This is a genomic window from Sporosarcina trichiuri (assembly GCF_030406775.1).
In the GTDB taxonomy this organism is placed as follows: domain Bacteria; phylum Bacillota; class Bacilli; order Bacillales_A; family Planococcaceae; genus Sporosarcina; species Sporosarcina trichiuri.
In genome coordinates, this window is the sequence record NZ_CP129119.1 from 237,347 (window position 1) to 258,645 (window position 21,299).

The window sequence follows — 21,299 nt, forward strand, 5'->3', positions numbered from 1 at the left end:
ATATATTTAGAGTATCGAAATGTTTTGACAAGAAAGTAGGGCATCTTTTGAATCTCATCAAGGACTGGGTCCAGACGATTTCATCCTTTAATCGCAATATCAAAAATTTCCTGCTGGCGAATGTATTCATCCAGATCGGTCTTGGCGTGTTCATGGTCATGTATAACTTGTACATCCGGGAACTCGGCATGCCGGAAACGGTCAACGGGAAGGTCATTTCCATGACAGCTCTTGCGACGGCTGTCATGCTTGTGCCGGCCGGTTTCCTGAGTGACCGGTTCGGCAGGAAGTGGCTCATAGCCGGAGGGACCGCCCTTGCGATGGCCACGCTGTTCCTGCGGAGTGCCGCTGTTTTGGAAGGGCCGATCGTCTTCGCTTCCCTGCTGACGGGAGTGTTCATGGCATTTGTCCAGGTGTCTGGAATTCCGTTTCTTGCAGAGAACTCGTCGCCGTCCGAACGGGTCAAGCTGTTCAGCATACAATTCGCACTCGTGACGGTCGCGCAAGTGGCAGGGAGCCTGGCGGGAGGATTGCTCGCGGATGCGCTGGAACTGCTTTTCAAGATGGAGACGGTCGATGCGATCCGCTGGTCGCTGTATATCGGTGCAGGAATCTTTGCGCTCGGACTGCCCCCGCTGTTCGCCCTGAAAGATCGGCCGCCTGTGCCTGTGCAGGTCCGTGAAGAGGCCGGGACAGCACCCGCTGATGCGGCCGCCGACAGTTTCAAACGGAATTTTACGCTCATCCTCCATTTCTCATTCGCAGGACTGCTGATCGGTCTCGGCTCAGGGCTCGTCGTCCCTTATTTGAACTTGTACTTCGCCAACCGGTTCCATGCGTCCAATTCGACGATCGGACTTGTGCTGTCACTCGGTTCTGCCATGACGGCGGTGGCGGCGATGATCGGTCCCATACTGGTCAAGAAGGTGGGCAAAGTGAAAGCGCTCATCATTTTTCAGCTGCTGTCGATTCCGTTCCTCCTGCTCACAGCCTTCACGAATTCACTGCTGTTCGCATCGCTCGGTTTCCTGCTCCGGCAGGCACTCATGAATGCCGGCAATCCGATCCAGAGTGCCATCGCCATGGAACTGGTGACCGATAAGTACCGGGGGCTCGCAAATTCCATGAACCAGACGGTATTCCAGCTCGGCTGGGCATCGATGGGCCCGATTGCCACGGGTCTCGTAGTGGCGCAGGGGTTCTATTGGGGATATGCCGTCGCATTTTCCATCACGGCAGGTCTGTATGTCGTTTCATCCATCTACTATTACATTGTGATCGGCAAGCAGGACTTATCCGCCGAATGAAAAAAAGATGTCCGGGCAGTCAATTGACTGTTCGGGCATCTTTGCATGGAAGCGTTTCAGCGCTTCGGCTGTGTTTCTTTCCAGGCGTTCTGCTCGTCCGGAACCCGGCTCTTGTCCTCGAAGACATTCTCCGTTTTCTGATCCTCGACGTGCAGCTGGGTCTTTTCTTTCTTCAGCTGATCAGGTGTTTTGCCATCCATCCTGCATCCCTCCGTAACTGGTGATCGGACGTAGTATGGATCCCGCGCCAGCTATTATTCATATACATGGAAAATCATCAGTTCATGGACCATCTTCTTCACTTTATCCTCATCATCCGGTATGCTGCCTGTCCACCGGATCGTTCCGTCGGGAAGATAGTCGCCGGTGTAGCGATCCGGGCCCAGGTGGAAGGAGAAAGTCCATCCCGGAAGCTGTCCGCCTGCAAACATCGGCTGGACTTTGAAGTGCTGAAGCATATCCATCGCCTCCTTTCATGATTCAAAGATTTTAGGCATACAGTAACTGCAAAAGGGGACAGGAGGGCAGTACATGTTCGTTGCCAAACTGAAATCGGCCATCCATGAGGAATACAAAGCGTATTTCCTATACCGGTCGCTGTACGATACAGTCGAGAAGCCGATGTGGAAAGACTTCATCCGCCATATGTATGAAGACGAAAAAAGCCACTATGAGATGTTCCAGCAGCTCCATTATATGCTGACCGGCAGTTATGTTGCCAATCCGAAACGTCCGGCTCCCTGCTATGACGTCAAAGCATGCGTCCAACAGGCGCTTCTTGATGAACTGGAAGCAGTTGAAACCTATAAGGAGATGCTGCTGTCCATACCGATCCAGGACGCCTATAACCCGCTGTTCATCGCCATGCAGGATGAGATGGAGCACGCGATCCGGCTGTCGGTCATCTACAATGGACTTCAGTGAACAAGTAAAAACCGTCCTCGCAGGAAGGACGGTTCGAAAAAAGAACTATATATAATGCATTGAAATGAATTCCTGAGGCCAATCAGAAAGTCATCGTTCAGTAGACAGCATGCTGCCAAAGGACTGCACGAAGAATATGTCGGAAGATCGGTCAGGAGGACATTACTATAAGCCCTGTGTTATCCTCCTGCTGCATGAGTAAAGATCTGCCGGCAAAACAACTATAGCACTAAAACGGGGAGGTGTAAATATCCGGGGTGCTGGGAATGTATACTGGCCGCTCCAGGCTTTTCCTCTCACTCGTGCTGCATATCGGACAGCAGGCTGCTGAAGTAATGGACGGCTTCCAGCATCCTCGGACCGTACCAGAACATCTCGCCGTCTACTGGGAGAATCAGGGAATTCGGCAGGATCTCCTGAAATTCCTTGATGTGCTTCTGCTTGAATGGATACGGCTCGGAAGCCAAAAGGACTACTGAAGGATCCAGGTCTTGGATGTCTTTCGGCTCAAGTGCCGGATAACGCCCGAGAAATCGTGCCGCAGCATTCGTGAAGCCGAGGTGCTCCAGAACCGACTGGATGTATGTCGTCCTCCCGGCAGCCATATACGGCTTCTTCCAGATGACATAGAGCACGTCACCTGATACGGTTCCTTCCAGCGTTTGGAATCCTGCTTTCGCCTTCTCTGCCAGCTGCCGACCTTCGGGCAGACGGCCGGTTATATCGCCGATGTCTATCATCATCCGATAGGCGTCTTCGATGGACTGTACTTCCGCCACGTAGACAGGCACATGCGGTTCAAGCGTTTCCACCATTTCTTTCGTATTCTCTTCCTTCTCGGCGATGATCAGATCGGGTTGCAATTCCAGGATCCGATCGAGTTTCAGATCTTTCGTCCCGGCCACCGCCGGAACGTCCAGCACATCCGGAGAAGGGTGGATGCAGAACCGGGTGCGTCCCGCCGTTTCATCCGCCAGTCCGAGTGCGAACAGGGTGTCCGTCACAGCAGGACATAGGGACACGATCCGCTTCGGCGGGTATGTATACGTGACCGTCCGGCCGAGTGCGTCCGTAACTGTCCGCTCCATGCAATCATCCTTTCAGCTTAAAGTAGTGGCAGCAGTCTGCCTGAATGGCATTTCCATACGAAACGGCAACATGCCAATACGGCGCTGCATTTAACTCATGACCTCTATGTCACTTCCATCGTACAGGAAACACAGATGGAATTCATCCGCCGCACCCTGAGCTGTCCGGCCCTAACGATTGGGCGGAAAGCGCTGTTCTGGTATACTGGATGAAACTGAACAGAAAAAGGTGAGGCAATGGATTTTCTATGGGTACTGCTGTTCATGGCGCTGATCGGGGCACTGATCGGCGGCTTTACAAACCACCTGGCGATCAAGATGCTGTTCCGTCCGCATGAAGCGAAATATATAGGCAAGTGGCATATCCCCTTCACACCGGGTCTCATTCCGAAACGCCGGGATGAACTGGCTGTCCAGCTCGGCAAGACGGTCACAAATTATCTGCTGACGCCGGAAACGTTCCGGAAACGCCTGCTGACACCTGAAATGGCGAAGAAGACCGAGACGTTCCTGCAAGGTAAATTGGAGAAGGAGATCCTCTTGTCGGACAGGACGCTCGCGGACTGGCTGGAACTCGGCGGCGTGCACGGAATGGAACGGAAGATCGACCAAAAGGCCGGTCAGCTGATCGATGAACGGTTCCAGGCGGTCAAGACGGCTGTATTGTCCGGAACAGTTGAGGAGACAGTCCCGGCCAAGTGGCTGGAGCAGGCGGAAGAGCATATCCCGTCACTCACTTCCTACATACTCGGAAGGGCGGACGGCTTTGTGGACAGCTATGAAGGCAAGGTGATGTTCCAGCGGCTGATCACGGATTTCCTTGAATCGAAAGGAACGCTCGGCGGCATGGTCAAAATGCTGTTCGGCGATTCGAATTCGCTGGTTGAGAAGGTGCAGCGGGAAGCGAGGAAGTTCATCGCCGCACCTGGGACGACGCAGTTGATCGAAACGATGCTGACGAATGAATGGACCAAGCTGAAACAGCGTCCGATGGCAGAACTCGCTGGCGGGTTCGACTGGGAAGGGCTCGGCACATCCCTGCGCAATTATGCGCTGGATGAGCTGGATGCAGCCGGCCGTCTGGCACAGCCGATCCGCCATTATTGGGCGGACGGGGCTGCCTGGACCGCAGAACATCTTACACCGCAGCTCGTCGAGTTCGCGTTTGCACAGGCGGAAGTCCAGCTCGAGCAGTCCTTGAAGAGATTGAAACTCGACCAGATCGTCAAAGAACAGGTCGATACGTTCCCGGTAGCCGTCCTCGAGGATCTTGTGCTCGGCATCTCGAGACGGGAGTTCAAAATGATCACTGTTCTTGGTGCACTGCTCGGCGGTATCATTGGAATTGTACAAGGACTCATTGTATACTTTACCAATCTGACGTAATCATTTAGGGGGAATTGAACATGGCAGTCAACATCTATGACGACATCAACACATTGGAAAGCTCACTTCGCGCAACAGACGAATTTGAAGGCGTGAAAGAAGCGATCGAGCGCGTAAAACAAGATAAGCAAGCATTGGAACTGTTCCGTAATTTCCGTGAGATCCAGATGACGCTCCAGCAGAAGCAGATGGCAGGGGAAGAGATCCAGCCGGACGAATTGGAGCACGCGCAGAAGACGGCGCAGCTGTCCCAGCAGAACCCGAAGATCATGGAAATGCTTGAAGCGGAGATGAAATTGAGCGGTATCATCGATGAAATCAACCGCATCCTCATGAAACCTGTGCAGGACCTGTACGAAACAATGAATTGATGCAAAAAACCAGCCGGACAGGCTGGTTTTTTGTTTTCCGGATTTGCTATACTGAGTGACAGAGAAGACCGGCACGGACTGCCGGAGAAAGTTGGGCTAGTTATGCAAATGATCGCGCTGCAGGGCGATTTCAAAGAAGATTGGAAGCGGATGTTCATCCACCTGGCGAATTTGTTTTTCGAGGAGACCCATATTTGCCGGGAAGGTGAGTCCGGCAGCCTGACGTTCCGTTTTGAAGAACAGGCGGCAGAAGGACAGCTTTCTGTAAAAGGCTTCCTTTCAGCGGATGAACGCACATTCGAAGCATCATTCACCGAAAAGGCGGAAGGCGGCACGGAAAAGGAACGGAACCGTCAATGGAAACGGCTGTATTCCCATGTGTTCCTTGAAACGCTCGAGGCGTACACTGGTATAACGCAGGAGTGGGGCATCCTGACGGGAATCAGACCGACGAAGCTGTATCATACCTATTTGCAGAAGGGGCTGAGCCAGGAAGAGGCCAAGGGTCTGCTGATGTCGAAACACCGGGTGTCTCGCAGGAAGGCAGACCTGCTGGAGAAGATTGCTGATGTGCAGCTGGAAGCCGTTCCGGACCTGTACAGACTGGAACGGGAGGTCAGCATCTACATCGGTATTCCATTCTGCCCGACGAAATGCGCCTACTGTACGTTTCCTGCGTATGCCATCCACCGGAAAAACGGGCGGGTGGAAAATTTCCTGGACGGTCTGCACGAAGAGATCCGTCAGCTCGGCGAATGGCTCGAGCGCCGGCAGATCCGTGTGACGACGATCTATTTCGGCGGCGGCACGCCGACATCCATCGAAGCGGAGGAGATGGACGCGCTGTACGAAGTGATGGCCGAATCCTTCCCGTTCATGGAGCACGTACGGGAAGTGACCGTGGAAGCCGGACGTCCGGATACGATCACCCCGGCAAAGATCGACGTGCTGAAGAAGTGGGGCATCGACCGGATCAGTGTGAACCCGCAATCCTATACCGACGAAACCCTGAAAGCGATCGGCCGCCATCACACCGTCCAGGAGACGATCGACAAGTTCAAATTGTCACGCTCGATGGGCATGAAGAACATTAACATGGACCTGATCATCGGCCTGCCGAACGAAGGGACGGAGGAGTTCCGTCATTCACTCGCGGAAACCGGAAAACTTCAGCCGGAGTCCCTGACAATCCATACGCTGTCGTTCAAGCGGGCATCCGAAATGACACGCAACAAAAAGAAGTACGAAGTGGCAGACCGTCCGACCGCTGAAGAGATGATGAGACTCGGTGAACAATGGACAGAGGAGAACGGCTACGTCCCTTACTACTTGTACCGCCAGAAAAACATCCTCGGCAATCTTGAAAACGTCGGCTATTCCAAGCCCGGTGAAGAGAGCATCTACAATATCATGATCATGGAAGAGGTCCAGTCGATCATCGGCATCGGCTGCGGAGCATCCAGTAAATTCCGCGACCCTGCAACGGGCCGCATCACGCAATTCCAGAATCCGAAAGACCCGGCTGCGTATATCTTGTCGTATCAGGAGTCGATGGAGAAGAAGCTGGAGCTGCTGGATGAAATCTTTCCGGAAACCGTCACGAATTAAAGGAGTTTCCCTTCCGTTCCCGAATAGGTAATGAACAGCCATTCATTTACAGAAGGCTGGCCGGATAACGGGGAAGGAAGGGGACTACCATGTTTCAGACAATTATACTTACAAAAAACGGCAGGCACGCATCCTTGACGCTGAATCGTCCGGAGTCGATGAATGCCATGGATGATATCATGATGGCTGAACTAGCAGCTGCGTTCGAATCACTGAAGGATGATCAAGATGTCCAGCTGCTGACAATCCGGGGGGCAGGCCGGACGTTTTCGGCGGGCGGAGATATAAAAAAGATGGCGGATCCCGCATCACCGATGGACATGACAGACGTGATGAAGTCGATCACACGTTTATCGAGAGCATTATATCTGCTCCCGCAGATCACGATTGCGGCTGTCCACGGATCGGCCGCCGGGCTCGGATTCACACTGGCGCTTGCGTGTGATATCATCATCGCGGAAGAGGACAGCAAGCTTGCGATGAACTTCATCGGAATTGGTCTTGTTCCGGATGGGGGCGGCCACTTCTACCTGAAAGAACGGATCGGTGCCGCGAACGCCAAGAAGATGATTTGGGCCGGCGACGTGCTCGATGCGAAAACAGCGAAGGCGGCGGGTCTCGTCGACGAGCTCGTGCCGAGCGGCCAATCCGGGCAGGCCGCAACTCATCTGGTGTCTTCCCTGCTGAAGTCGCCGCTGTCCGCCATGATGGCAACGAAACGGATCCTGCATGGAAGCAATGAGGCTGAACTGACGGACATCCTGGACAGGGAGGCTGCCGCTCAGATTGCGATGAGGCAGACAGCCGACCATATGGAAGGGATCCGGTCATTCATCGAAAAAAGAAAACCTGTTTTTGAAGGGAAGTAAAGTTGAAAACCGGCATCCGACTAAAAGGAAGATGCCGGTTTTTCATCGGCAAAGCAAATTAGAGTGCAGTATATCGGGAAAGCGTTATAATGAATGTTGCAGCAGGAACCTGCATACGGAAACTATAGTCGAGGAGGGCTCAGTCGTGGGGAACGCGGAAATCCGGCCGGATGTTAAGAGGTTCATCGCCGATCACCGTGACGAGTTTGAAAGGCAGCTGCTGATCGAAGCAGTTACGGTGAATGACAAGATAGGTGAAATACTCCGGATCGGCAATATCGACCTTATCAATAATGCACATAAACTCGTCACCTTTGTCAGTGAGGCCCAGCAGGATGAACTGGTCGCTTTCGCGAAAGTGGAAGGGATCGCCTGGGCGAAGCATTCGCTGACACTCTATTTTAAACTGGAATGGGTATCAGCCATCCGCCGCACCATGTGGAAATTCATCCGCCAGTATATCGAGCAGTATAAGAAAGACTTTACAGCCGGCCAGTTTTTCGAGTTGGAGAAGAAAATCAACTCCAGGCTGGATGTCTTCCTGAATGAGTTCTTCCTCAGCTATTCACGCTACAAGGACGAGCAGATCACATCACAGCGGGAACTTGTGGAAGACTTGTCGGTACCGATCATACCGATCACTGAAACGATAAGCATCCTGCCGCTCATCGGCAAATTGGATTATTTCCGGACGACGGTCATCCAGGAGAAGGTGCTGTTCGAAATCAGCCGGATGCATATCCAGCGGCTGATCCTGGATATGTCAGGGATCGCTGAAATGGAAGACGAGGTCATCGACAATCTGGGGAAAGTGATTGACAGCACGAAACTGATGGGATGCGAAGTCGTCATCACCGGACTGCGGCCGGATGTTGTACGCAAGATGGCGGTGCTCGGACGGGAATTCGACAGCGGCACGGAAACGCTCGGTACGCTCCAGCAAGCCATCCAATGGTATTTGTAATAGAAAAAACGCTTATCCGCGTTCAAAGCGGGCAAGCGTTTTTTGTTTGTATTTATCGGCAGTCGTTCGCCATTCGAAATATCCTTTTTCGACAGCCCGGATCAGCAGTTCGGCCGTCGCGATATTGGTGGCGAGCGGGATGCCGTACACATCACAGAGCCTCAGCAGGGCGCTGACGTCCGGCTCATGGGGCTGCGCCGTCAGCGGGTCCCGGAAGAACAAGATGAGATCCAGCTCGCCGGTCGCAATCATCGCACCGATCTGCTGATCACCGCCAAGAGGTCCCGAATTCATCCGATTGACGGTCAGATCCGTCTCATCCATGATCCGTTTTCCGGTTGTCCCCGTCGCGTACAGCGTGAATTTCTTGAAAATCGATTCATAGGCAATGGCGAAATTCACCATTTCGTCTTTCTTCTCGTCGTGTGCAATCAATGCAATCTTCAACGTCTGACACTCCCCTCTGGTCAGCCTAAGGATATCATAATATCAAGCTTCATACCTCATACGTGGAACAGCAGCAGTTTGCCTGCCGGCGATGCGAGCCGGTGTGTCTGATTGGACAGGTTCTGCTTCTCGATCATTTCACGGCCGATGACTTTTGCGGCCTCGTCGGTCTCTGCTGTGAATGATTCGTCCGTGATCAGTGTTCCGTCCTTTTCATACGCTGTCAGTTTGTAAGTTCTCATTTAATCAGTCCTCTCCCTGGTGTTTCCACCATTATACTATGAAAAATCATTAGGTGAACAGTCATTCATTTCAAACACTTTGTAAAGGATGCTTGACATGGCGGGTGACGTAAAGTAAGCTTTACGTAAAGGACGGTATACACGCACAGCTTGAAGGAGGGTATCGACCTGGAGAATAAGATCAGGGAACGGCGGACCGAGCATAGCTGGACGCAAGATGACCTTGCGGAAAAACTGGATGTTTCCAGACAGACAATCATTTCACTTGAAAAAGGCCGTTACAATCCGTCGCTCATCCTGGCATTTAAGATCGCGAAGCTGTTCGGCTGCAGGATAGAGGATATTTTCATACCCGAGGAGGAATGAAGATGTATGATAATTTCAATATATGGACATTTCTGGCGGGACTGCCGCTTGGGCTTCTGATTGCCGGAGCGGTGTGGCTGCTGACACGGAGAAAGCTGAAGAAGGAACGCGCCTTCGACGAACGGTACAGGACCATCCACCGTCACGCACGTTCGATTTCATGGATGGCGACGACTGCGGCAGTGCTGGCTGCCTGGATGATTGTGCTGATTGTGCAGGGACCGAAACTTGCATTCTTTCTGCTGACCGGTATTTGGGTTGTGCACATGCTCTCCTATATGATCGGCGCCGCTGTTGCATCCAGCCAAAATTGAAGGAGGACTGTCAATGGATATTTCTATAGACACGATTGCAGGTTTTTTCACAGGGGCTGGTGTCAGTCTGCTGCTGCTATATCTGTACTTCAGGAAAGGCAAAAAATACCGGCGTTTCGATGAACGGTATGAACGGATCCACACGCTTGCGAGAAATGTGTCCTGGTCGCTGACACTGGTCACGCTGACCGCCATGTGGATCACCCTCCTATTGATGGAAGGTCCGAAACTGGCATTCTATCTTGTTTTATCAGCATATATTGTCTTGCTCCTGTCTTATATGAGCAGCGTGTTCATCCTGAATCGAAAACTATGAAACGGATTATAGTCTCGTGCGTATAGAAAACTGAGTATATAGAAAAGGGGATATTTGATGACACTGCAAATCGAACATGTAACGAAGCGATTCGGTGATTTCACGGCTGTCGATGACTTATCACTGACCGTGGAGGAAGGGACGATGTACGGCTTCCTCGGTGCGAATGGCGCCGGCAAGACGACGACATTCCGGATGATCCTCGGCTTGCTGACGCCGAACGAAGGAACGATTACCTGGAATGGCCGGCCTGTCAACTACGCGACGAGCCCGCAGATCGGCTATCTGCCGGAAGAGCGGGGGCTCTATCCGAAGATGAAAGTCGAGGACCAGCTGCTGTTTCTTGCTGAACTGCGCGGCATGAAACGGGCAGATGCAAAACGCGAGCTCGGCGCATGGCTCGACCGGTTCGAAGTGCCGCAATACTTGAATAAGAAAGTGGAGGAACTGTCAAAAGGGAACCAGCAGAAGATCCAGGTCATTGCGGCACTCCTTCATAAGCCGAAGCTGATCATACTGGATGAACCATTCTCCGGTCTCGATCCCGTCAACGTGGAACTGCTCAAGAAAGCGATCCTCGACATCCGTAACAGCGGGGCGACCATCATCTTTTCAAGCCACCGGATGGATCATGTGGAAGAGCTGTGCGAGCAGTTCAGTATCATCGACCACGGCAGGCAGATCGTCAGCGGCACGCTGAAGGACGTGAAGCGGTCATTCGGCAAACAGAATGTCCGGATCCGTTCGGACTACCCGCTCGATGCACTGAACGAGGTGCCAGGTGTGCTCGCGGCAACGACGACGATCGAAGGGGCCGTCTATCAGGTGGAGTCCGATGAAACAGCCGGTAAACTGCTGGAAGAAGCCTTGAAATCCGGGCCGGTCCGTCAGTTCGAGATCGAGGAACCGACACTGCAGGATATCTTCATAGCAAAGGTGGGGAAAGAACATGCGTGAATTCTGGATCATCTTCAAACAGGCCTTCCTGACCAAGGCGAGGACGAAATCGTTCGTCATCACAACTGTTCTGGTCATCGCTGGCATCTTCCTGCTGTCCAACCTGCCGCGTATCCTGGACGCCATCGACGGTATCGGCGACGGCGAAAACGAGACGCTGGAAGTATATGATGCAAGCGGGCAGCTGTTCGATCCGCTGGCGGCTGTTGTGAAAGCGAACGATCCGGATTCCTACATCGAATTGGAGAAAACGGACGAACAGCCGAAGGTGCTCGAAGAGAAAGTGCGGTCGGAGGATATCGACTCATTTCTGACGCTCGATCTCGACAAGACAAATACAATCCACGCGACCTACACGACACTCAGCAGCATCGACACCGGACTTCCGGACGACGTGAAGAATGCTCTGCAGACCGTCCAGGCCGGAGTCAAGGCCGATGAGCTGTCCCTGTCTTCCGAACAGGTGGATTCGCTCTTCACGCAGGTGAACTTCGAAACGAATAACATTTCGGCCACTGCGAAATCCGAAGACGAACTGAATCAGGCGCGGATCCTCGTTTACGTGCTCATGTTCGTGATCTACTTCGCCGTCATCCTCTACTCGGGTATGATCGCGACGGAAGTGGCGACCGAAAAATCGTCACGCGTCATGGAGATCCTCATTTCGAGTGTGTCACCGGTCAAGCACATGTTCGCGAAAGTGCTCGGCATCGGGTCGCTCGGGATCGTCCAGATCGTCGTTTACGCAATCGCAGGATTCATCGCCTTCAAGACGACTGCGTCGGAAGCGACGGAAGGATTTGCAAGTTTCTTCAGTCTGTCGGATATCGATCCGATGACACTCGTCTATGCGGTCATATTCTTCCTGCTCGGCTACTTCCTCTATGCGACCCTTGCGGCGCTGCTCGGCTCGCTCGTCAGCCGGACGGAAGACGTCCAGCAGATGATCATGCCGATGACACTCCTGATTGTGGCGGCGTTCATCCTGGCGGCATCAGGCCTCGGGAATCCGGAACTCGGGTATTTGAAATACGCATCGTTTTTCCCGTTCTTCACACCGCTTGTCATGTTCCTGCGGGTCGGTATGCTCGATCTGCCGGTATGGGAACCGCTGCTCGGCATCGCCATCATGCTCGTCACGATCTTTGTGCTCGGCTGGTTCGGCGCCCGCGTCTATCGGGGCGGCGTGCTCATGTACGGCCCATCCCGTTCATTGAAGGACATTAAGAAGGCGATCCAATTAGGGAAAGAGTAACTCACCCATCGAAAAGCGGGGGAACAGCCGGTTCCTCCGCTTTTCGATTTTTTAACCGTTTCCGGAATCTCCAGGAGACGGTCGCGGGATGAGGGGAACTATGGTAAAATTAGAACAAATATTCGACCGGAAGGAGCAGGAAAAGATGATCCGTTTTCTACATGCAGCCGACCTGCATCTCGACAGTCCGTTCAAAGGGATCACAGACATGACGGCAGACCGGCTGGCCGGTCTTCGGGAAAGCACTTTCACAGCATTCCGTAACCTGATTCGGCATGCTCTGGCTGTCCGGCCGGATTTCGTGCTGCTCGCCGGGGACATCTACGATGGGGAGGATCGCAGCCTGCGTGCGCAGAAACGGTTCCACGACGGTCTTGAACAGCTGGGTGCCGCCGGGATTCCGGTCTTCCTGTCGCATGGGAACCATGATCACCTGTCCGGCGGCTGGGTGCGCTTCGGCCTGCCGGACAATGTGACCGTATTCGGACCGGTTGTGGAGACATATGAGCTTACGGTCAGGGAACACAAAGTCGCCATCCATGGCTTCAGCTATCGCGAGCGCCATATCGAACGGGCGATGATCACAGACTATCCGGCTGCAGCGCCGGATGACGGCATCCTCCATATCGGAATGCTGCATGGCAGCATAGCAGGTGATAAGAGCCATGCCGTCTACGCGCCATTCACGAAAGAATCGCTGCTTCAGAAAAATTATGCATACTGGGCGCTCGGTCATATACATAAACGGCAGCTGCTGCACAGCAATCCGCCGATCGTCTACCCCGGCTGCCTGCAGGGCCGTCATAAAAACGAGCCAGGCATGAAAGGGTTCTATGATGTGGAACTCGGCGGACCTGAAGTTTCCATGCAGTTCGTCCCATGTTCGGCAGTTGTTTTCGGGGAAATCGAGGTCGATTGCTCACATGTCCGTCATGCGACCGACTGGCTGAATGCCTGTCTGGCGAAGGCGGGATCGATGACAGCCCGTACTGGTCCCGTTATCCTGCGGGTTCACAACTGCAGATTGTCCGAAGAAGCGGAACAGCTTTTTGCGGGAGCGCCGCGTGCCGAATGGCTCGAGATTCTCCGTGAATCGGCAGGCGATGACGTCTGGTTCTCCGGGCTGGATTTTGAACCTTCGGGAACAGGTTCAGGTCTCGGGGATTCCCCTTTGATCCGTTCGGTGATGGAGCGGCTTTCAGGCTGGGACGCAGAAGAATGGCAATCCGTACTGGCAGACGTCTATCAGCATGCCAGATCGGCTCCGTATCTCGAGCCGGCTGATGAAGAGAGGCAGCAGCGCGTGAAGGAGGCGGCAGCCGATCTGGTTGCCGGGGAACTGGCGAAATGAGAAAGGGGGAGCGGCAGTGCGCATTAAAGAGCTGACGATCTATGGGTTCGGCAGGCATCGCAATGTCACGGTGACGCCTGGAGAACGGATTACAATATTCTTTGGTGAGAACGAGGCGGGAAAGACGACGATCCATCAGTTCATCCTCCAGGTCCTTTTCGGATTTCCGCCGAAAAACGGTGCGCTCCTGCGTTATGAACCGAAAGACGGTGCGGCCTACGGAGGGAAGCTGCTGCTGGAAGATCCGGAATATGGGCAGTTCGAAGTGGAGAGGGTCCGCGGCAGGTCGGCAGGCGATGTGACCGTACGCTTTTCGGATGGCACGACAGCCGGTCAGGAAAAGCTGTCGGCGATACTCAGGCAATACGACCGGACCGCTTTCGAGTCGATCTTCTCCTTTTCGCTGTTCCAGCTGCAGGGGCTCGAACAGATGGATGCGGACGAACTGAGCCGGACTCTTCTTTCTTCCGGAACGACGGGAGTCGACCTTCTTCTGCAGCTGGAAAAGAAGCTGGAGAAGGAGAAGGGCGAACTGTTCAAGAAATCGGGCAAGAATCCGCGGATGAATATTGTTTTGAAGGAACTGCGCGAACTCGAGACGGCAATGAAAGAACAGCGCAGCCGAATGGATGAGTACGGTCCCTCCATGGAGCGTCTGCACGAAACGGGACAGCTCATTACACAGAAGCGGCAGGAACTGGATGGAATTCGTCAGGAAGCAGGAAAGCTGCAGGCTATGCGGCTCAGGCTGCCGGCCGAAGAAGAGCGGAAGAAGCTGACTGCTGAATTGGAACGACTTGGCAATGCTGTGTTCCCGCCCAACGGCATCCGCGAGCAGGAAATGCTGGAAGCGAAGAAAGTGGAGACGGAAGCGGTGCTCAGCCGGTCCCGTTACGAGCTGGAAGCACTGACCGATCGTACGGAGGGACAGGCGGACCCTGAACACTTGACGGTTTTAAAGGTGCTTCTGGACAAAGAGCAGGATTGGCAGGATCTCCGGCAGCAGGAATACCGCTGTGCATCCGAGCAGACACGCCTCCTGAATGAACAGCAGCACCTCCTCGACCGCTTGGGAGCGGCGGATACGGAAACGGCCGCCAAACTGCGCAGTGCCGACAGCTCCCTTGCCGCCGAACAGCGGCTGCAGGGACTGGCGGCGGCAGTTGAGAGGGCGGAACAGGCCGCACAATCCTGCGAAACGGAATGGCGGCGGGCGAAAGAACAGGAAGACCGGTCACTTGCAGCTCTCAGACAGCACCAAGCCGGGAAACCGTCTGCGGAAGACGAGGCGGCTGCATCGAAATGGCCGGGAGTCAGAATACGTTTGGCGGAGGCGAAAGCCTACACGGCACTCGCCGGCGGACAGCAGGCAGACGGAGCCTCGAATGCTGGATGGGTGATCATTGCTGCAGCTCTGATCGCCATGGCGGCAGGTGCCTTCCTGAAGCAATGGGCGCTTGTCCTGTTCGGTCTGCTGACAGCCGCAGCCGCCGTCATCCTCCTGAAGAAGCGGCCTGCGGAAGATCGGCAGGATGATCGGGAACAAGAGATGCGGGCCCTGGTGAAAGCATATGCCGGGAAAGAAGAGGACTATGAAAAGCTGTGCAGCCGTGTAGCGGAATATGCGAGAACGGAGGAGCAGCTTCAGCTTACTGTCCGGCAGAGCGCGGGGCAGCGGGAGGCACTTGGAGCGGAACTGGCAAGGATCCGTGACACGGAAGAGGAGAATGGGCGCTTGCTCCAGCAGGCGCTTGCAGTACACGGGTTCCAGCCATATGCGAGCCCCGGCATGATTCCCGAGCTGTTCCGCATGCTGAACAAACTCCAGGAAACCGATCGGCTGCTGGCTGACCTGACGGATGAGCTGCTTGCGATCCGCAGCCGGCTGGACACCCATCGGAGGAAGGCCGAGGACTGCCTCGGACGTGAACTTCCGGAAACCGACCTGTATACTGTCATCAGGCAGTATGCAGGCAGCCTGCAGGAGCAGGTGAATGCAGCGGAAACCGGCCGTGTGCAGGCGGAGCAGCTCAAGCGGACGATCCATGATAAGGAAAATGAGCTCAAGACATATCGGGAGAAGGAACTTGCATTGTTCGCAAAAGCCGATGCCGCGGACAAAAAGACATTCTACGAGGCATATGACCGGTCGCAGCGCAGACAGGCACTGACGGCTCGGCTCGACAGCCTGGAAGCGCAGCTGGCCTCGCAGCGTGACGCGGATGTCCGGGATATTTCAGAAACGGAACTCGCGGCGCTTGAAGATCATCAGGAACAGCGCCTTGCGGATATCGAAAAGGAACTGACCGCACTGACCGAGGAGCAGGCTGCTCTCCGGCACAAAACGGAGGCGCTGCTGACGGAGGACGCCCATCTGCTGACACAGCAGAAATTCGAAAGCAAAAAAGCCGAATTCAATGAACTTGCCATGGAGTGGTCGGTGAAGCAGGCAGTCGCGGAAGCGATCCGGCAGACGATGGCAGACTTGAAAGAGACGAAACTGCCTGCCGTCCTGCAGCGCGCAAACCGGCACTTCCATCATGTGACAGGCGGCGCCTATGATACACTGGCTATAGGGGACAGCGATCATTTCCTTGCGCTCCGCAGTGACGGACAGTCCTTTTCAATCGCCGAACTGAGCCAGGCGACAAAAGAACAGGCGTACTTATCACTCCGTCTGGCATTGGCAGGGGAGCTGCTGGGAGACGCACCATTCCCGATCATCATGGATGACCCGTTCGTCCATTTCGATGGCAGACGGCTCAGCCGTATGATTGGTCTGCTGGAGATTCTTGCGGCAGACCATCAGCTGTTCATCTTCACCTGCCATGAAGAACTGGCTGCACAATGGCCGGACGCAGCGATCATCACTGTTTCCGAAATCGGAAACAGTCAGGAGGCAGTGAAACTATGAAAAAACTATTGGACTATAAAGTAGGGGAACCGATCGATCTCTATTTGTTCATCAAGCAATCGAACAAGGGTATCACCCAGCAGGGCAGCCCGTTCATGTCGCTCGTCCTGCAGGATAAAAGCGGCGACCTGGAAGCGAAACTATGGGACACCGGGGACGAACAAGAGCGTCTGTACGCAGCGGGCGGCATCGTGCGCGTCGGCGGGGAAATCCACGAATATCGCGGAAAGAACCAGCTGCGCATCAAGAGCATCCGCCCGATCCGGGAAGAAGAGGGCATCACGCTGTCGGATCTCGTGCCGTCCGCAGAAAAGAGCAAAGAGGAACTGATGGAGGAACTGCTCCAGTTCTTCTTCGAAATGAAGAACCCGAAAATCCAGAGGATCACCCGCCATCTCATCAAAAAGCATCAGGACGACTTCATGACCTACCCGGCTGCCACGCGGAACCACCACGACTATGTGACCGGTCTGCTGGACCATGTCGTCTCCATGCTGCGGCTGGCCAAGGCGATATCGGATCTGTACCCGACCCTCAACAAGGATCTTCTGTATTCAGGGGTCATCCTTCACGATATCGGGAAAGTCATCGAGCTGTCCGGTGCCGTCGCGCCGCATTATACGGTGGAAGGGAACCTGCTCGGCCATATCAGCATCATGGTGACCGAAATCTCGAAAACAGCGGATGAGCTGGACGTATCCGGGGAGGAAGTCATGCTGCTCCAGCATATGGTCCTGTCCCATCACGGCAAAGAGGAATGGGGCAGCCCGAAACGGCCGATGCTGCCGGAAGCCGAAATGCTTCACTATATCGATAATATTGATGCAAAGATGAACATGCTCAACCGGGCGATGGGCAAGACCGAACCCGGCACATTCTCGGAACGGATCTTCCCGCTCGAAAACCGCTCGTTCTACAAGCCGGCATTTGAATAAATCAAAACTAGAGGAGCTTCCCCATGCCGGGGAAGCTCCTTTTGGTCTATCATCATCGGCCAGGCGAGCAGAGCGGGCCCGGATTGCGGGGAAGTGATCATAAACTGGCGGAAACCGCTCATAACTCTGGCAAAGTGATCATAAATGGCGGAAACCGCTCATAAACCCGGCAAAGTGATCATAAACAGCGGATTCCGCTCATAACCAGCGTGAAACCGCTCATAACTTCACACATCCACACAGCATGCCCGCGGCCGTTCCACAGGGGACAGGTGAAAAGACTGCCGCGCCGCTAATCCTTCAAGAAAATTCTAAAGATCCAGCTTGTCGGCTTCGCTGCGCTCCGCTTTTTTTATGGAACCCTCAGGCGGGGGAGATTTACATTTCACAATAGTCAGCACCCAGTCTCAACAGAGCCGCCCGCACCAAAAAAACCGCCCTCCGATAACCGGGAGGGCGGTTTTGCCAGTATCGCATTATTTCTCTGAATCAGTATCCGTTTCAACATCTCCAGGTTCACCTGCGTCATCGGCCGGTGCCTGCTGGCTCTGATTGAAAAGATCCAGAGCGCCTTTCAGATCCTTGTCTTTCACTTTCACATCAGCATCTTTGACGAGTTTCGAAACTTTGTCGACGAGCTTGCTGCTGTCGGCTTTGTTCATCTTCAATTCTTCTTTTGCTTTTTCTTTGTCTTCTTTGGATGGCTTTTTGTCATCTACTTTCTTGTCTTCCAGCTTGATGATGTGGAAGCCGTGTTCAGATTGGACGGGACCGCTGATTTCGCCTTTTTTCAGCTTCAGTGCGCCCTGCCAGAATTCGTCGACCATATCGCCTTTCTTGAACCAGCCGAGCTCGCCGCCTGATTGCTGCGCGGCTTCTTCAGTGGAGTATTCCTTAGCCAGTTTGGCGAAGTCTTCGCCCGCTTCAGCTTTTTTCTGGACTTCTTTCGCTTTTTCTTCGTCATCCAGAAGGATGTGGCTCGCTTTCAGCTCCACATTCTTCTCTTCGAGATATTTATTGACTTCGTCATCGCTCACTTCGATGCCGTCCGTCAAAGCGGCTTCCTGCAGTTTGTTCAGCTTGATGGACTTCTTGAAGCTTTGCTCCGTCTGACCTTGGGAAGCGAGGTACTGATCGAAATTGTCACCGAGCTGTTTTTTTGCATCGTCGTATTCCGCCTGCACATCTTTGTCGGAAACGTCATACTTTGACTCGAGGACCTTTTCAATGACCATCATCTGCACGGCCTGCTCCCCGACGGAGTCTTTCATTTCCTTATAGAACTCGCTCTTTGAAATATCCCCGTCTTTTGAGGTAACGATGGCTTCGTCATCCGAAGCATTGCCGGAACAAGCAGAAAGGGCGAGAACGGATGCTGCTAATGTGAACGATAGAACAGTTTTTTTCATAACTTTGATACTCCTCTGTAAATGTAATTAACAAGTGACACTATACCATACAAACGAATTGAGCACAAAAAAGTTCCATCCCTGACCGCCCAGCCATTGAAAAGGGAACCGCATAGACTGTTAGAGAAGAGAGGGGGTGCTTCAATGAGTGGTTACGGTGGAAATACTGGAGCAGGTTCTGGATTCGCTTTGCTGGTAGTCCTGTTCATTTTGCTGATCATTGTAGGCGCAGCTTACCTGTACTAAATAATGAAAGAAAGTCCATCCCTTTCCGGAGGGATGGACTTTTTCTCGTTCAGACTTTCAGGAAAACCTCAACGTACAGGGACAGCATCAGGATGGTGATCAGTACGTTGACGGTTGCATATATCTTGTTTTGCTTTTCTTCCGGAATTTCACGTGATTCGCAGAGCGCGAACGTCATTTTGTTGATTTGGAACAGGTAGAATAGTGAAAAGAGAACGGTTATTATCAAAATCACGGACATACCCCCTTTGGACATCTCACTCTATCATAGCAGACAGGGACGAATTATGGGAACTAATTATGTTCACCGGATGCGAGCTTCAGGTCAGGGGCCGCTGTTTTCAGGCTCCCGCCCTCGTCGCTGAAGGAGCTGCCGAGACTGTCGAACCCCTTTTCAAAAATCTCCATGAAATCCTCTCCGTATACGTTCCTTATGACGGACATAACTTCAAGGAACTCCGGGAACTTCCCGTAAATCCTCTGGATCGGCAGGGAGCCGTCCAGGATTGCATGATGGGTATCGAAATAATTCTCGGTCATTCCGTCAAGCAGGTCTTTTCCTTCTTGGGTGACAAGCACATATGTATTCCGCCGGTCTTCCTCTTTTTTGAAAAACTCCAAGTAGCCGCGCTGTTCCAGTTTCTTTGAAAAGTTGAAAGCGGTGGAGACGTGCATGACACCGAACTTGGCAATATCCGAAATCGTAGCGCCCTGCAGATGATAGGCGATCCAAAGAATATGGTGTTCGTTAATATTCAAGTCATAAGGTTTTATCCACTGCTGCCAGTCTTTCTCGACAGCTTTCCACAACGCTTTCGACATCTGAGCAAGCCGCTGACTGTAAATCATCGCTTCTTTCAAGGAGTATTCTTGTTCGGACATGCAAGCACCTGCTTCCTGTTTTTCTATAGATGATTTAATTATAGCAGGAAAGCAACAAATAAAAAAGTTAGAATTTAAAAATAATTCAATTCAAGCTATTTCCATGAGAGCCGGCATCGGAATGACCAGCATCCGTACGGCAAAAAACGGCCGGAGCCACAGGAAAGAAGTGGTTCCGGCCGGTATTCATATGACTGATTCTGCCATCGGTCGTGATAGTCAATTATTGTGCTGGGAAGCGACAGACCGCTCGAGTTCGGCAATGGCATCCTGGATTTCCTGGATTTCGCTCTCCAGCCGGTTCCGTGAGCCTTCGTCAGCTGTCCGCCAGCCGCCGATGGAATCTTTCACGCCGTCGATGGCGGGCTGTACCGTTTCACTGTTGAAATCGGCGACGGATTCCTTGAGGTCGTCGACTTTCCCTCTGACGTCCTTCAGCTTCGCCATCAGATCGGCGGAAGCGGTCTTGACGGAAATGCGCATGTCGCTCCCTGTCTGGGGGGTTGAGTAAAGGACAGTCACTGCGGCAGCTGTCGCGCCCACTGCGAGACCTGCAAAAAATGTAGATGATTTCATGATTGCACACTCCTTCCTTTTGGTATCATTTCCTCGGCCTTCCCGGTTGAAACCTGCCGGAGGCCTTGGTGCAGATCAATTCAGCTGTTTTTTGATATCTGCAGCAAGCTGCTGGATGCGCTCGGCCGGGAACTCTTCCGTTTTCTGATTCCAGGTCGGCTGGTACCCGTCTGTTTCGTCATAACGGGGGACGAAATGCAGATGGAAGTGGAACACGGCCTGGCCGGCTGCTGCGCCGTTATTCTGGACGAGATTCAGGCCGGCAGGTTCGAATGCCTCTTTGATGGCATTTGCGATTTTAGGAGCTGCAGCGAACAGATGGGACGATTCCTCTGCAGTCAGTTCATAGATGTTTTCACGATGGGTTTTCGGGATGAGCAGCACATGGCCTTTCGTGACAGGCATGATATCCATAAAAGCGACGGAATGCTCATCTTCGTAGATGATTTCCCCCGGGAGTTCACCCGCGGCGATCTGACAGAAAATACAAGAGGACATTTAGACACTTCCTTTCATGAATGTCCTCAGTGTAGCATATTTTCAGATAATCATCATGCGCCGGACAAGGCATA

The 21,299-nt window shown here is 53.3% G+C and carries 26 protein-coding genes; 16 read left to right on the forward strand and 10 right to left on the reverse strand.

Annotated elements, in window-relative coordinates:
* The first annotated feature begins 47 nt into the window (after positions 1-47).
* Positions 48-1,307, forward strand: coding sequence for an MFS transporter (locus QWT68_RS01405; protein ID WP_290149166.1), 1,260 nt, complete (start codon positions 48-50; stop codon positions 1,305-1,307).
* 56 nt (positions 1,308-1,363) lie between these two features.
* On the opposite strand, the gene QWT68_RS01410 is transcribed toward QWT68_RS01405, so the two are convergent.
* Together QWT68_RS01410 and QWT68_RS01415 are read right to left on the reverse strand one after the other, a co-directional pair.
* Positions 1,364-1,507 carry a hypothetical protein gene (locus QWT68_RS01410; protein ID WP_179860748.1) on the reverse strand — a complete coding sequence of 48 codons (144 nt, stop codon included), beginning with the start codon at positions 1,505-1,507 and terminating at the stop codon, positions 1,364-1,366.
* 54 nt (positions 1,508-1,561) lie between these two features.
* On the reverse strand, positions 1,562-1,765 hold the full coding sequence (locus tag QWT68_RS01415; protein WP_040285809.1) for a DUF5342 family protein: 204 nt from the start codon (positions 1,763-1,765) through the stop codon (positions 1,562-1,564).
* Between the two features lie 73 nt (positions 1,766-1,838).
* Between QWT68_RS01415 and QWT68_RS01420 the strand changes: the two genes are divergently transcribed.
* Entirely contained in the window at positions 1,839-2,231 is a 393-nt protein-coding gene (locus QWT68_RS01420; protein WP_040285808.1) for a ferritin family protein, read from the forward strand.
* A gap of 296 nt (positions 2,232-2,527) precedes the next feature.
* Here the strand turns inward: QWT68_RS01420 and QWT68_RS01425 are convergent, their stop codons facing one another.
* Positions 2,528-3,319 (reverse strand): ABC transporter substrate-binding protein, encoded by a 792-nt coding sequence (locus tag QWT68_RS01425; protein ID WP_290149167.1) that lies wholly within the window; start codon positions 3,317-3,319, stop codon positions 2,528-2,530.
* A gap of 237 nt (positions 3,320-3,556) precedes the next feature.
* On the opposite strand from QWT68_RS01425, the gene QWT68_RS01430 reads away from it, so the two are divergent.
* The 5 genes from QWT68_RS01430 to QWT68_RS01450 all read left to right on the forward strand — a co-directional run bounded on the left by QWT68_RS01430 (position 3,557) and on the right by QWT68_RS01450 (position 8,517).
* The gene (locus QWT68_RS01430; RefSeq protein WP_040285806.1) at positions 3,557-4,705 is read left to right on the forward strand and encodes a DUF445 domain-containing protein; all 1,149 of its coding nucleotides are present in this window, start codon (positions 3,557-3,559) and stop codon (positions 4,703-4,705) included.
* 20 nt (positions 4,706-4,725) lie between these two features.
* Positions 4,726-5,076 (forward strand): YlbF/YmcA family competence regulator, encoded by a 351-nt coding sequence (locus QWT68_RS01435; protein ID WP_040285805.1) that lies wholly within the window; start codon positions 4,726-4,728, stop codon positions 5,074-5,076.
* 102 nt (positions 5,077-5,178) lie between these two features.
* Positions 5,179-6,684 carry a coproporphyrinogen III oxidase gene (locus tag QWT68_RS01440; RefSeq protein WP_040285804.1) on the forward strand — a complete coding sequence of 502 codons (1,506 nt, stop codon included), beginning with the start codon at positions 5,179-5,181 and terminating at the stop codon, positions 6,682-6,684.
* Between the two features lie 89 nt (positions 6,685-6,773).
* On the forward strand, positions 6,774-7,553 hold the full coding sequence (locus QWT68_RS01445; protein ID WP_290149170.1) for an enoyl-CoA hydratase: 780 nt from the start codon (positions 6,774-6,776) through the stop codon (positions 7,551-7,553).
* A gap of 145 nt (positions 7,554-7,698) precedes the next feature.
* The gene (locus QWT68_RS01450) at positions 7,699-8,517 is read left to right on the forward strand and encodes an STAS domain-containing protein (RefSeq protein WP_040285802.1); all 819 of its coding nucleotides are present in this window, start codon (positions 7,699-7,701) and stop codon (positions 8,515-8,517) included.
* 12 nt (positions 8,518-8,529) lie between these two features.
* Here the strand turns inward: QWT68_RS01450 and mgsA are convergent, their stop codons facing one another.
* Together mgsA and QWT68_RS01460 are read right to left on the reverse strand one after the other, a co-directional pair.
* Positions 8,530-8,964, reverse strand: coding sequence for a methylglyoxal synthase (mgsA, locus tag QWT68_RS01455; protein ID WP_290149171.1), 435 nt, complete (start codon positions 8,962-8,964; stop codon positions 8,530-8,532).
* A gap of 56 nt (positions 8,965-9,020) precedes the next feature.
* Positions 9,021-9,206, reverse strand: coding sequence for a YhzD family protein (locus tag QWT68_RS01460; protein WP_290149172.1), 186 nt, complete (start codon positions 9,204-9,206; stop codon positions 9,021-9,023).
* Positions 9,207-9,374: 168 nt separating this feature from the next.
* Here QWT68_RS01460 and QWT68_RS01465 point away from each other — a divergent pair, with 168 nt between their 5' ends.
* From QWT68_RS01465 to yhaM, 8 genes are all read left to right on the forward strand, one after another.
* Positions 9,375-9,572 carry a helix-turn-helix transcriptional regulator gene (locus tag QWT68_RS01465; RefSeq protein WP_040286004.1) on the forward strand — a complete coding sequence of 66 codons (198 nt, stop codon included), beginning with the start codon at positions 9,375-9,377 and terminating at the stop codon, positions 9,570-9,572.
* Between the two features lie 2 nt (positions 9,573-9,574).
* On the forward strand, positions 9,575-9,886 hold the full coding sequence (locus tag QWT68_RS01470) for a DUF2178 domain-containing protein (protein ID WP_040285799.1): 312 nt from the start codon (positions 9,575-9,577) through the stop codon (positions 9,884-9,886).
* Between the two features lie 13 nt (positions 9,887-9,899).
* Positions 9,900-10,202: a DUF2178 domain-containing protein gene (locus QWT68_RS01475; RefSeq protein WP_290149174.1), complete on the forward strand. Its 303-nt coding sequence runs from the start codon at positions 9,900-9,902 to the stop codon at positions 10,200-10,202.
* 57 nt (positions 10,203-10,259) lie between these two features.
* Positions 10,260-11,159, forward strand: a complete 900-nt coding sequence (locus tag QWT68_RS01480; protein ID WP_040285797.1) for an ABC transporter ATP-binding protein — start codon at positions 10,260-10,262, stop codon at positions 11,157-11,159.
* Positions 11,152-12,414 carry an ABC transporter permease gene (locus QWT68_RS01485; RefSeq protein WP_290149176.1) on the forward strand — a complete coding sequence of 421 codons (1,263 nt, stop codon included), beginning with the start codon at positions 11,152-11,154 and terminating at the stop codon, positions 12,412-12,414. Before QWT68_RS01480 ends, QWT68_RS01485 begins: the two co-directional genes overlap by 8 nt.
* 100 nt (positions 12,415-12,514) lie before the next feature.
* On the forward strand, positions 12,515-13,765 hold the full coding sequence (locus tag QWT68_RS01490) for a metallophosphoesterase family protein (RefSeq protein WP_290149179.1): 1,251 nt from the start codon (positions 12,515-12,517) through the stop codon (positions 13,763-13,765).
* A 16-nt stretch (positions 13,766-13,781) separates the two neighbouring features.
* A complete protein-coding gene (locus QWT68_RS01495) occupies positions 13,782-16,679 on the forward strand; it encodes an ATP-binding protein (protein WP_290149181.1) in 2,898 nt (965 codons plus the stop codon).
* Entirely contained in the window at positions 16,676-17,614 is a 939-nt protein-coding gene (yhaM, locus tag QWT68_RS01500; protein WP_040285794.1) for a 3'-5' exoribonuclease YhaM, read from the forward strand. Before QWT68_RS01495 ends, yhaM begins: the two co-directional genes overlap by 4 nt.
* 476 nt (positions 17,615-18,090) lie before the next feature.
* On the opposite strand, the gene QWT68_RS01505 is transcribed toward yhaM, so the two are convergent.
* Positions 18,091-19,023 (reverse strand): peptidylprolyl isomerase, encoded by a 933-nt coding sequence (locus QWT68_RS01505; RefSeq protein WP_052461681.1) that lies wholly within the window; start codon positions 19,021-19,023, stop codon positions 18,091-18,093.
* Between the two features lie 144 nt (positions 19,024-19,167).
* Between QWT68_RS01505 and QWT68_RS01510 the strand changes: the two genes are divergently transcribed.
* The gene (locus QWT68_RS01510) at positions 19,168-19,269 is read left to right on the forward strand and encodes a YjcZ family sporulation protein (protein ID WP_082023261.1); all 102 of its coding nucleotides are present in this window, start codon (positions 19,168-19,170) and stop codon (positions 19,267-19,269) included.
* 49 nt (positions 19,270-19,318) lie between these two features.
* Here the strand turns inward: QWT68_RS01510 and QWT68_RS01515 are convergent, their stop codons facing one another.
* The 4 genes from QWT68_RS01515 to QWT68_RS01530 all read right to left on the reverse strand — a co-directional run bounded on the left by QWT68_RS01515 (position 19,319) and on the right by QWT68_RS01530 (position 21,225).
* Positions 19,319-19,510: a hypothetical protein gene (locus QWT68_RS01515; RefSeq protein WP_425313920.1), complete on the reverse strand. Its 192-nt coding sequence runs from the start codon at positions 19,508-19,510 to the stop codon at positions 19,319-19,321.
* 53 nt (positions 19,511-19,563) lie between these two features.
* Entirely contained in the window at positions 19,564-20,151 is a 588-nt protein-coding gene (locus tag QWT68_RS01520) for an HTH-type transcriptional regulator Hpr (RefSeq protein ID WP_040285793.1), read from the reverse strand.
* A gap of 219 nt (positions 20,152-20,370) precedes the next feature.
* Complete coding sequence (locus QWT68_RS01525; protein ID WP_040285792.1) at positions 20,371-20,727, reverse strand: YtxH domain-containing protein; 357 nt, start codon at positions 20,725-20,727, stop codon at positions 20,371-20,373.
* A gap of 75 nt (positions 20,728-20,802) precedes the next feature.
* On the reverse strand, positions 20,803-21,225 hold the full coding sequence (locus tag QWT68_RS01530; RefSeq protein WP_040285791.1) for an HIT family protein: 423 nt from the start codon (positions 21,223-21,225) through the stop codon (positions 20,803-20,805).
* Positions 21,226-21,299: the final 74 nt, after the last annotated feature.

Bases quoted from the DNA above. Each gene is read 5' to 3' on its own strand.
- QWT68_RS01410 (WP_179860748.1), bottom strand. From the start codon at position 1,507: ATGGATGGCAAAACACCTGATCAGCTGAAGAAAGAAAAGACCCAGCTG.
- QWT68_RS01415 (WP_040285809.1), bottom strand. From the start codon at position 1,765: ATGCTTCAGCACTTCAAAGTCCAGCCGATGTTTGCAGGCGGACAGCTT.
- QWT68_RS01420 (WP_040285808.1), top strand. From the start codon at position 1,839: ATGTTCGTTGCCAAACTGAAATCGGCCATCCATGAGGAATACAAAGCG.
- QWT68_RS01425 (WP_290149167.1), bottom strand. From the start codon at position 3,319: ATGGAGCGGACAGTTACGGACGCACTCGGCCGGACGGTCACGTATACA.
- QWT68_RS01430 (WP_040285806.1), top strand. From the start codon at position 3,557: ATGGATTTTCTATGGGTACTGCTGTTCATGGCGCTGATCGGGGCACTG.
- QWT68_RS01435 (WP_040285805.1), top strand. From the start codon at position 4,726: ATGGCAGTCAACATCTATGACGACATCAACACATTGGAAAGCTCACTT.
- QWT68_RS01440 (WP_040285804.1), top strand. From the start codon at position 5,179: ATGCAAATGATCGCGCTGCAGGGCGATTTCAAAGAAGATTGGAAGCGG.
- QWT68_RS01445 (WP_290149170.1), top strand. From the start codon at position 6,774: ATGTTTCAGACAATTATACTTACAAAAAACGGCAGGCACGCATCCTTG.
- QWT68_RS01460 (WP_290149172.1), bottom strand. From the start codon at position 9,206: ATGAGAACTTACAAACTGACAGCGTATGAAAAGGACGGAACACTGATC.
- QWT68_RS01470 (WP_040285799.1), top strand. From the start codon at position 9,575: ATGTATGATAATTTCAATATATGGACATTTCTGGCGGGACTGCCGCTT.
- QWT68_RS01475 (WP_290149174.1), top strand. From the start codon at position 9,900: ATGGATATTTCTATAGACACGATTGCAGGTTTTTTCACAGGGGCTGGT.
- QWT68_RS01480 (WP_040285797.1), top strand. From the start codon at position 10,260: ATGACACTGCAAATCGAACATGTAACGAAGCGATTCGGTGATTTCACG.
- QWT68_RS01485 (WP_290149176.1), top strand. From the start codon at position 11,152: ATGCGTGAATTCTGGATCATCTTCAAACAGGCCTTCCTGACCAAGGCG.
- QWT68_RS01490 (WP_290149179.1), top strand. From the start codon at position 12,515: ATGGTAAAATTAGAACAAATATTCGACCGGAAGGAGCAGGAAAAGATG.
- yhaM (WP_040285794.1), top strand. From the start codon at position 16,676: ATGAAAAAACTATTGGACTATAAAGTAGGGGAACCGATCGATCTCTAT.
- QWT68_RS01505 (WP_052461681.1), bottom strand. From the start codon at position 19,023: ATGAAAAAAACTGTTCTATCGTTCACATTAGCAGCATCCGTTCTCGCC.
- QWT68_RS01510 (WP_082023261.1), top strand. From the start codon at position 19,168: ATGAGTGGTTACGGTGGAAATACTGGAGCAGGTTCTGGATTCGCTTTG.
- QWT68_RS01515 (WP_425313920.1), bottom strand. From the start codon at position 19,510: ATGTCCGTGATTTTGATAATAACCGTTCTCTTTTCACTATTCTACCTG.
- QWT68_RS01520 (WP_040285793.1), bottom strand. From the start codon at position 20,151: ATGTCCGAACAAGAATACTCCTTGAAAGAAGCGATGATTTACAGTCAG.
- QWT68_RS01525 (WP_040285792.1), bottom strand. From the start codon at position 20,727: ATGAAATCATCTACATTTTTTGCAGGTCTCGCAGTGGGCGCGACAGCT.
- QWT68_RS01530 (WP_040285791.1), bottom strand. From the start codon at position 21,225: ATGTCCTCTTGTATTTTCTGTCAGATCGCCGCGGGTGAACTCCCGGGG.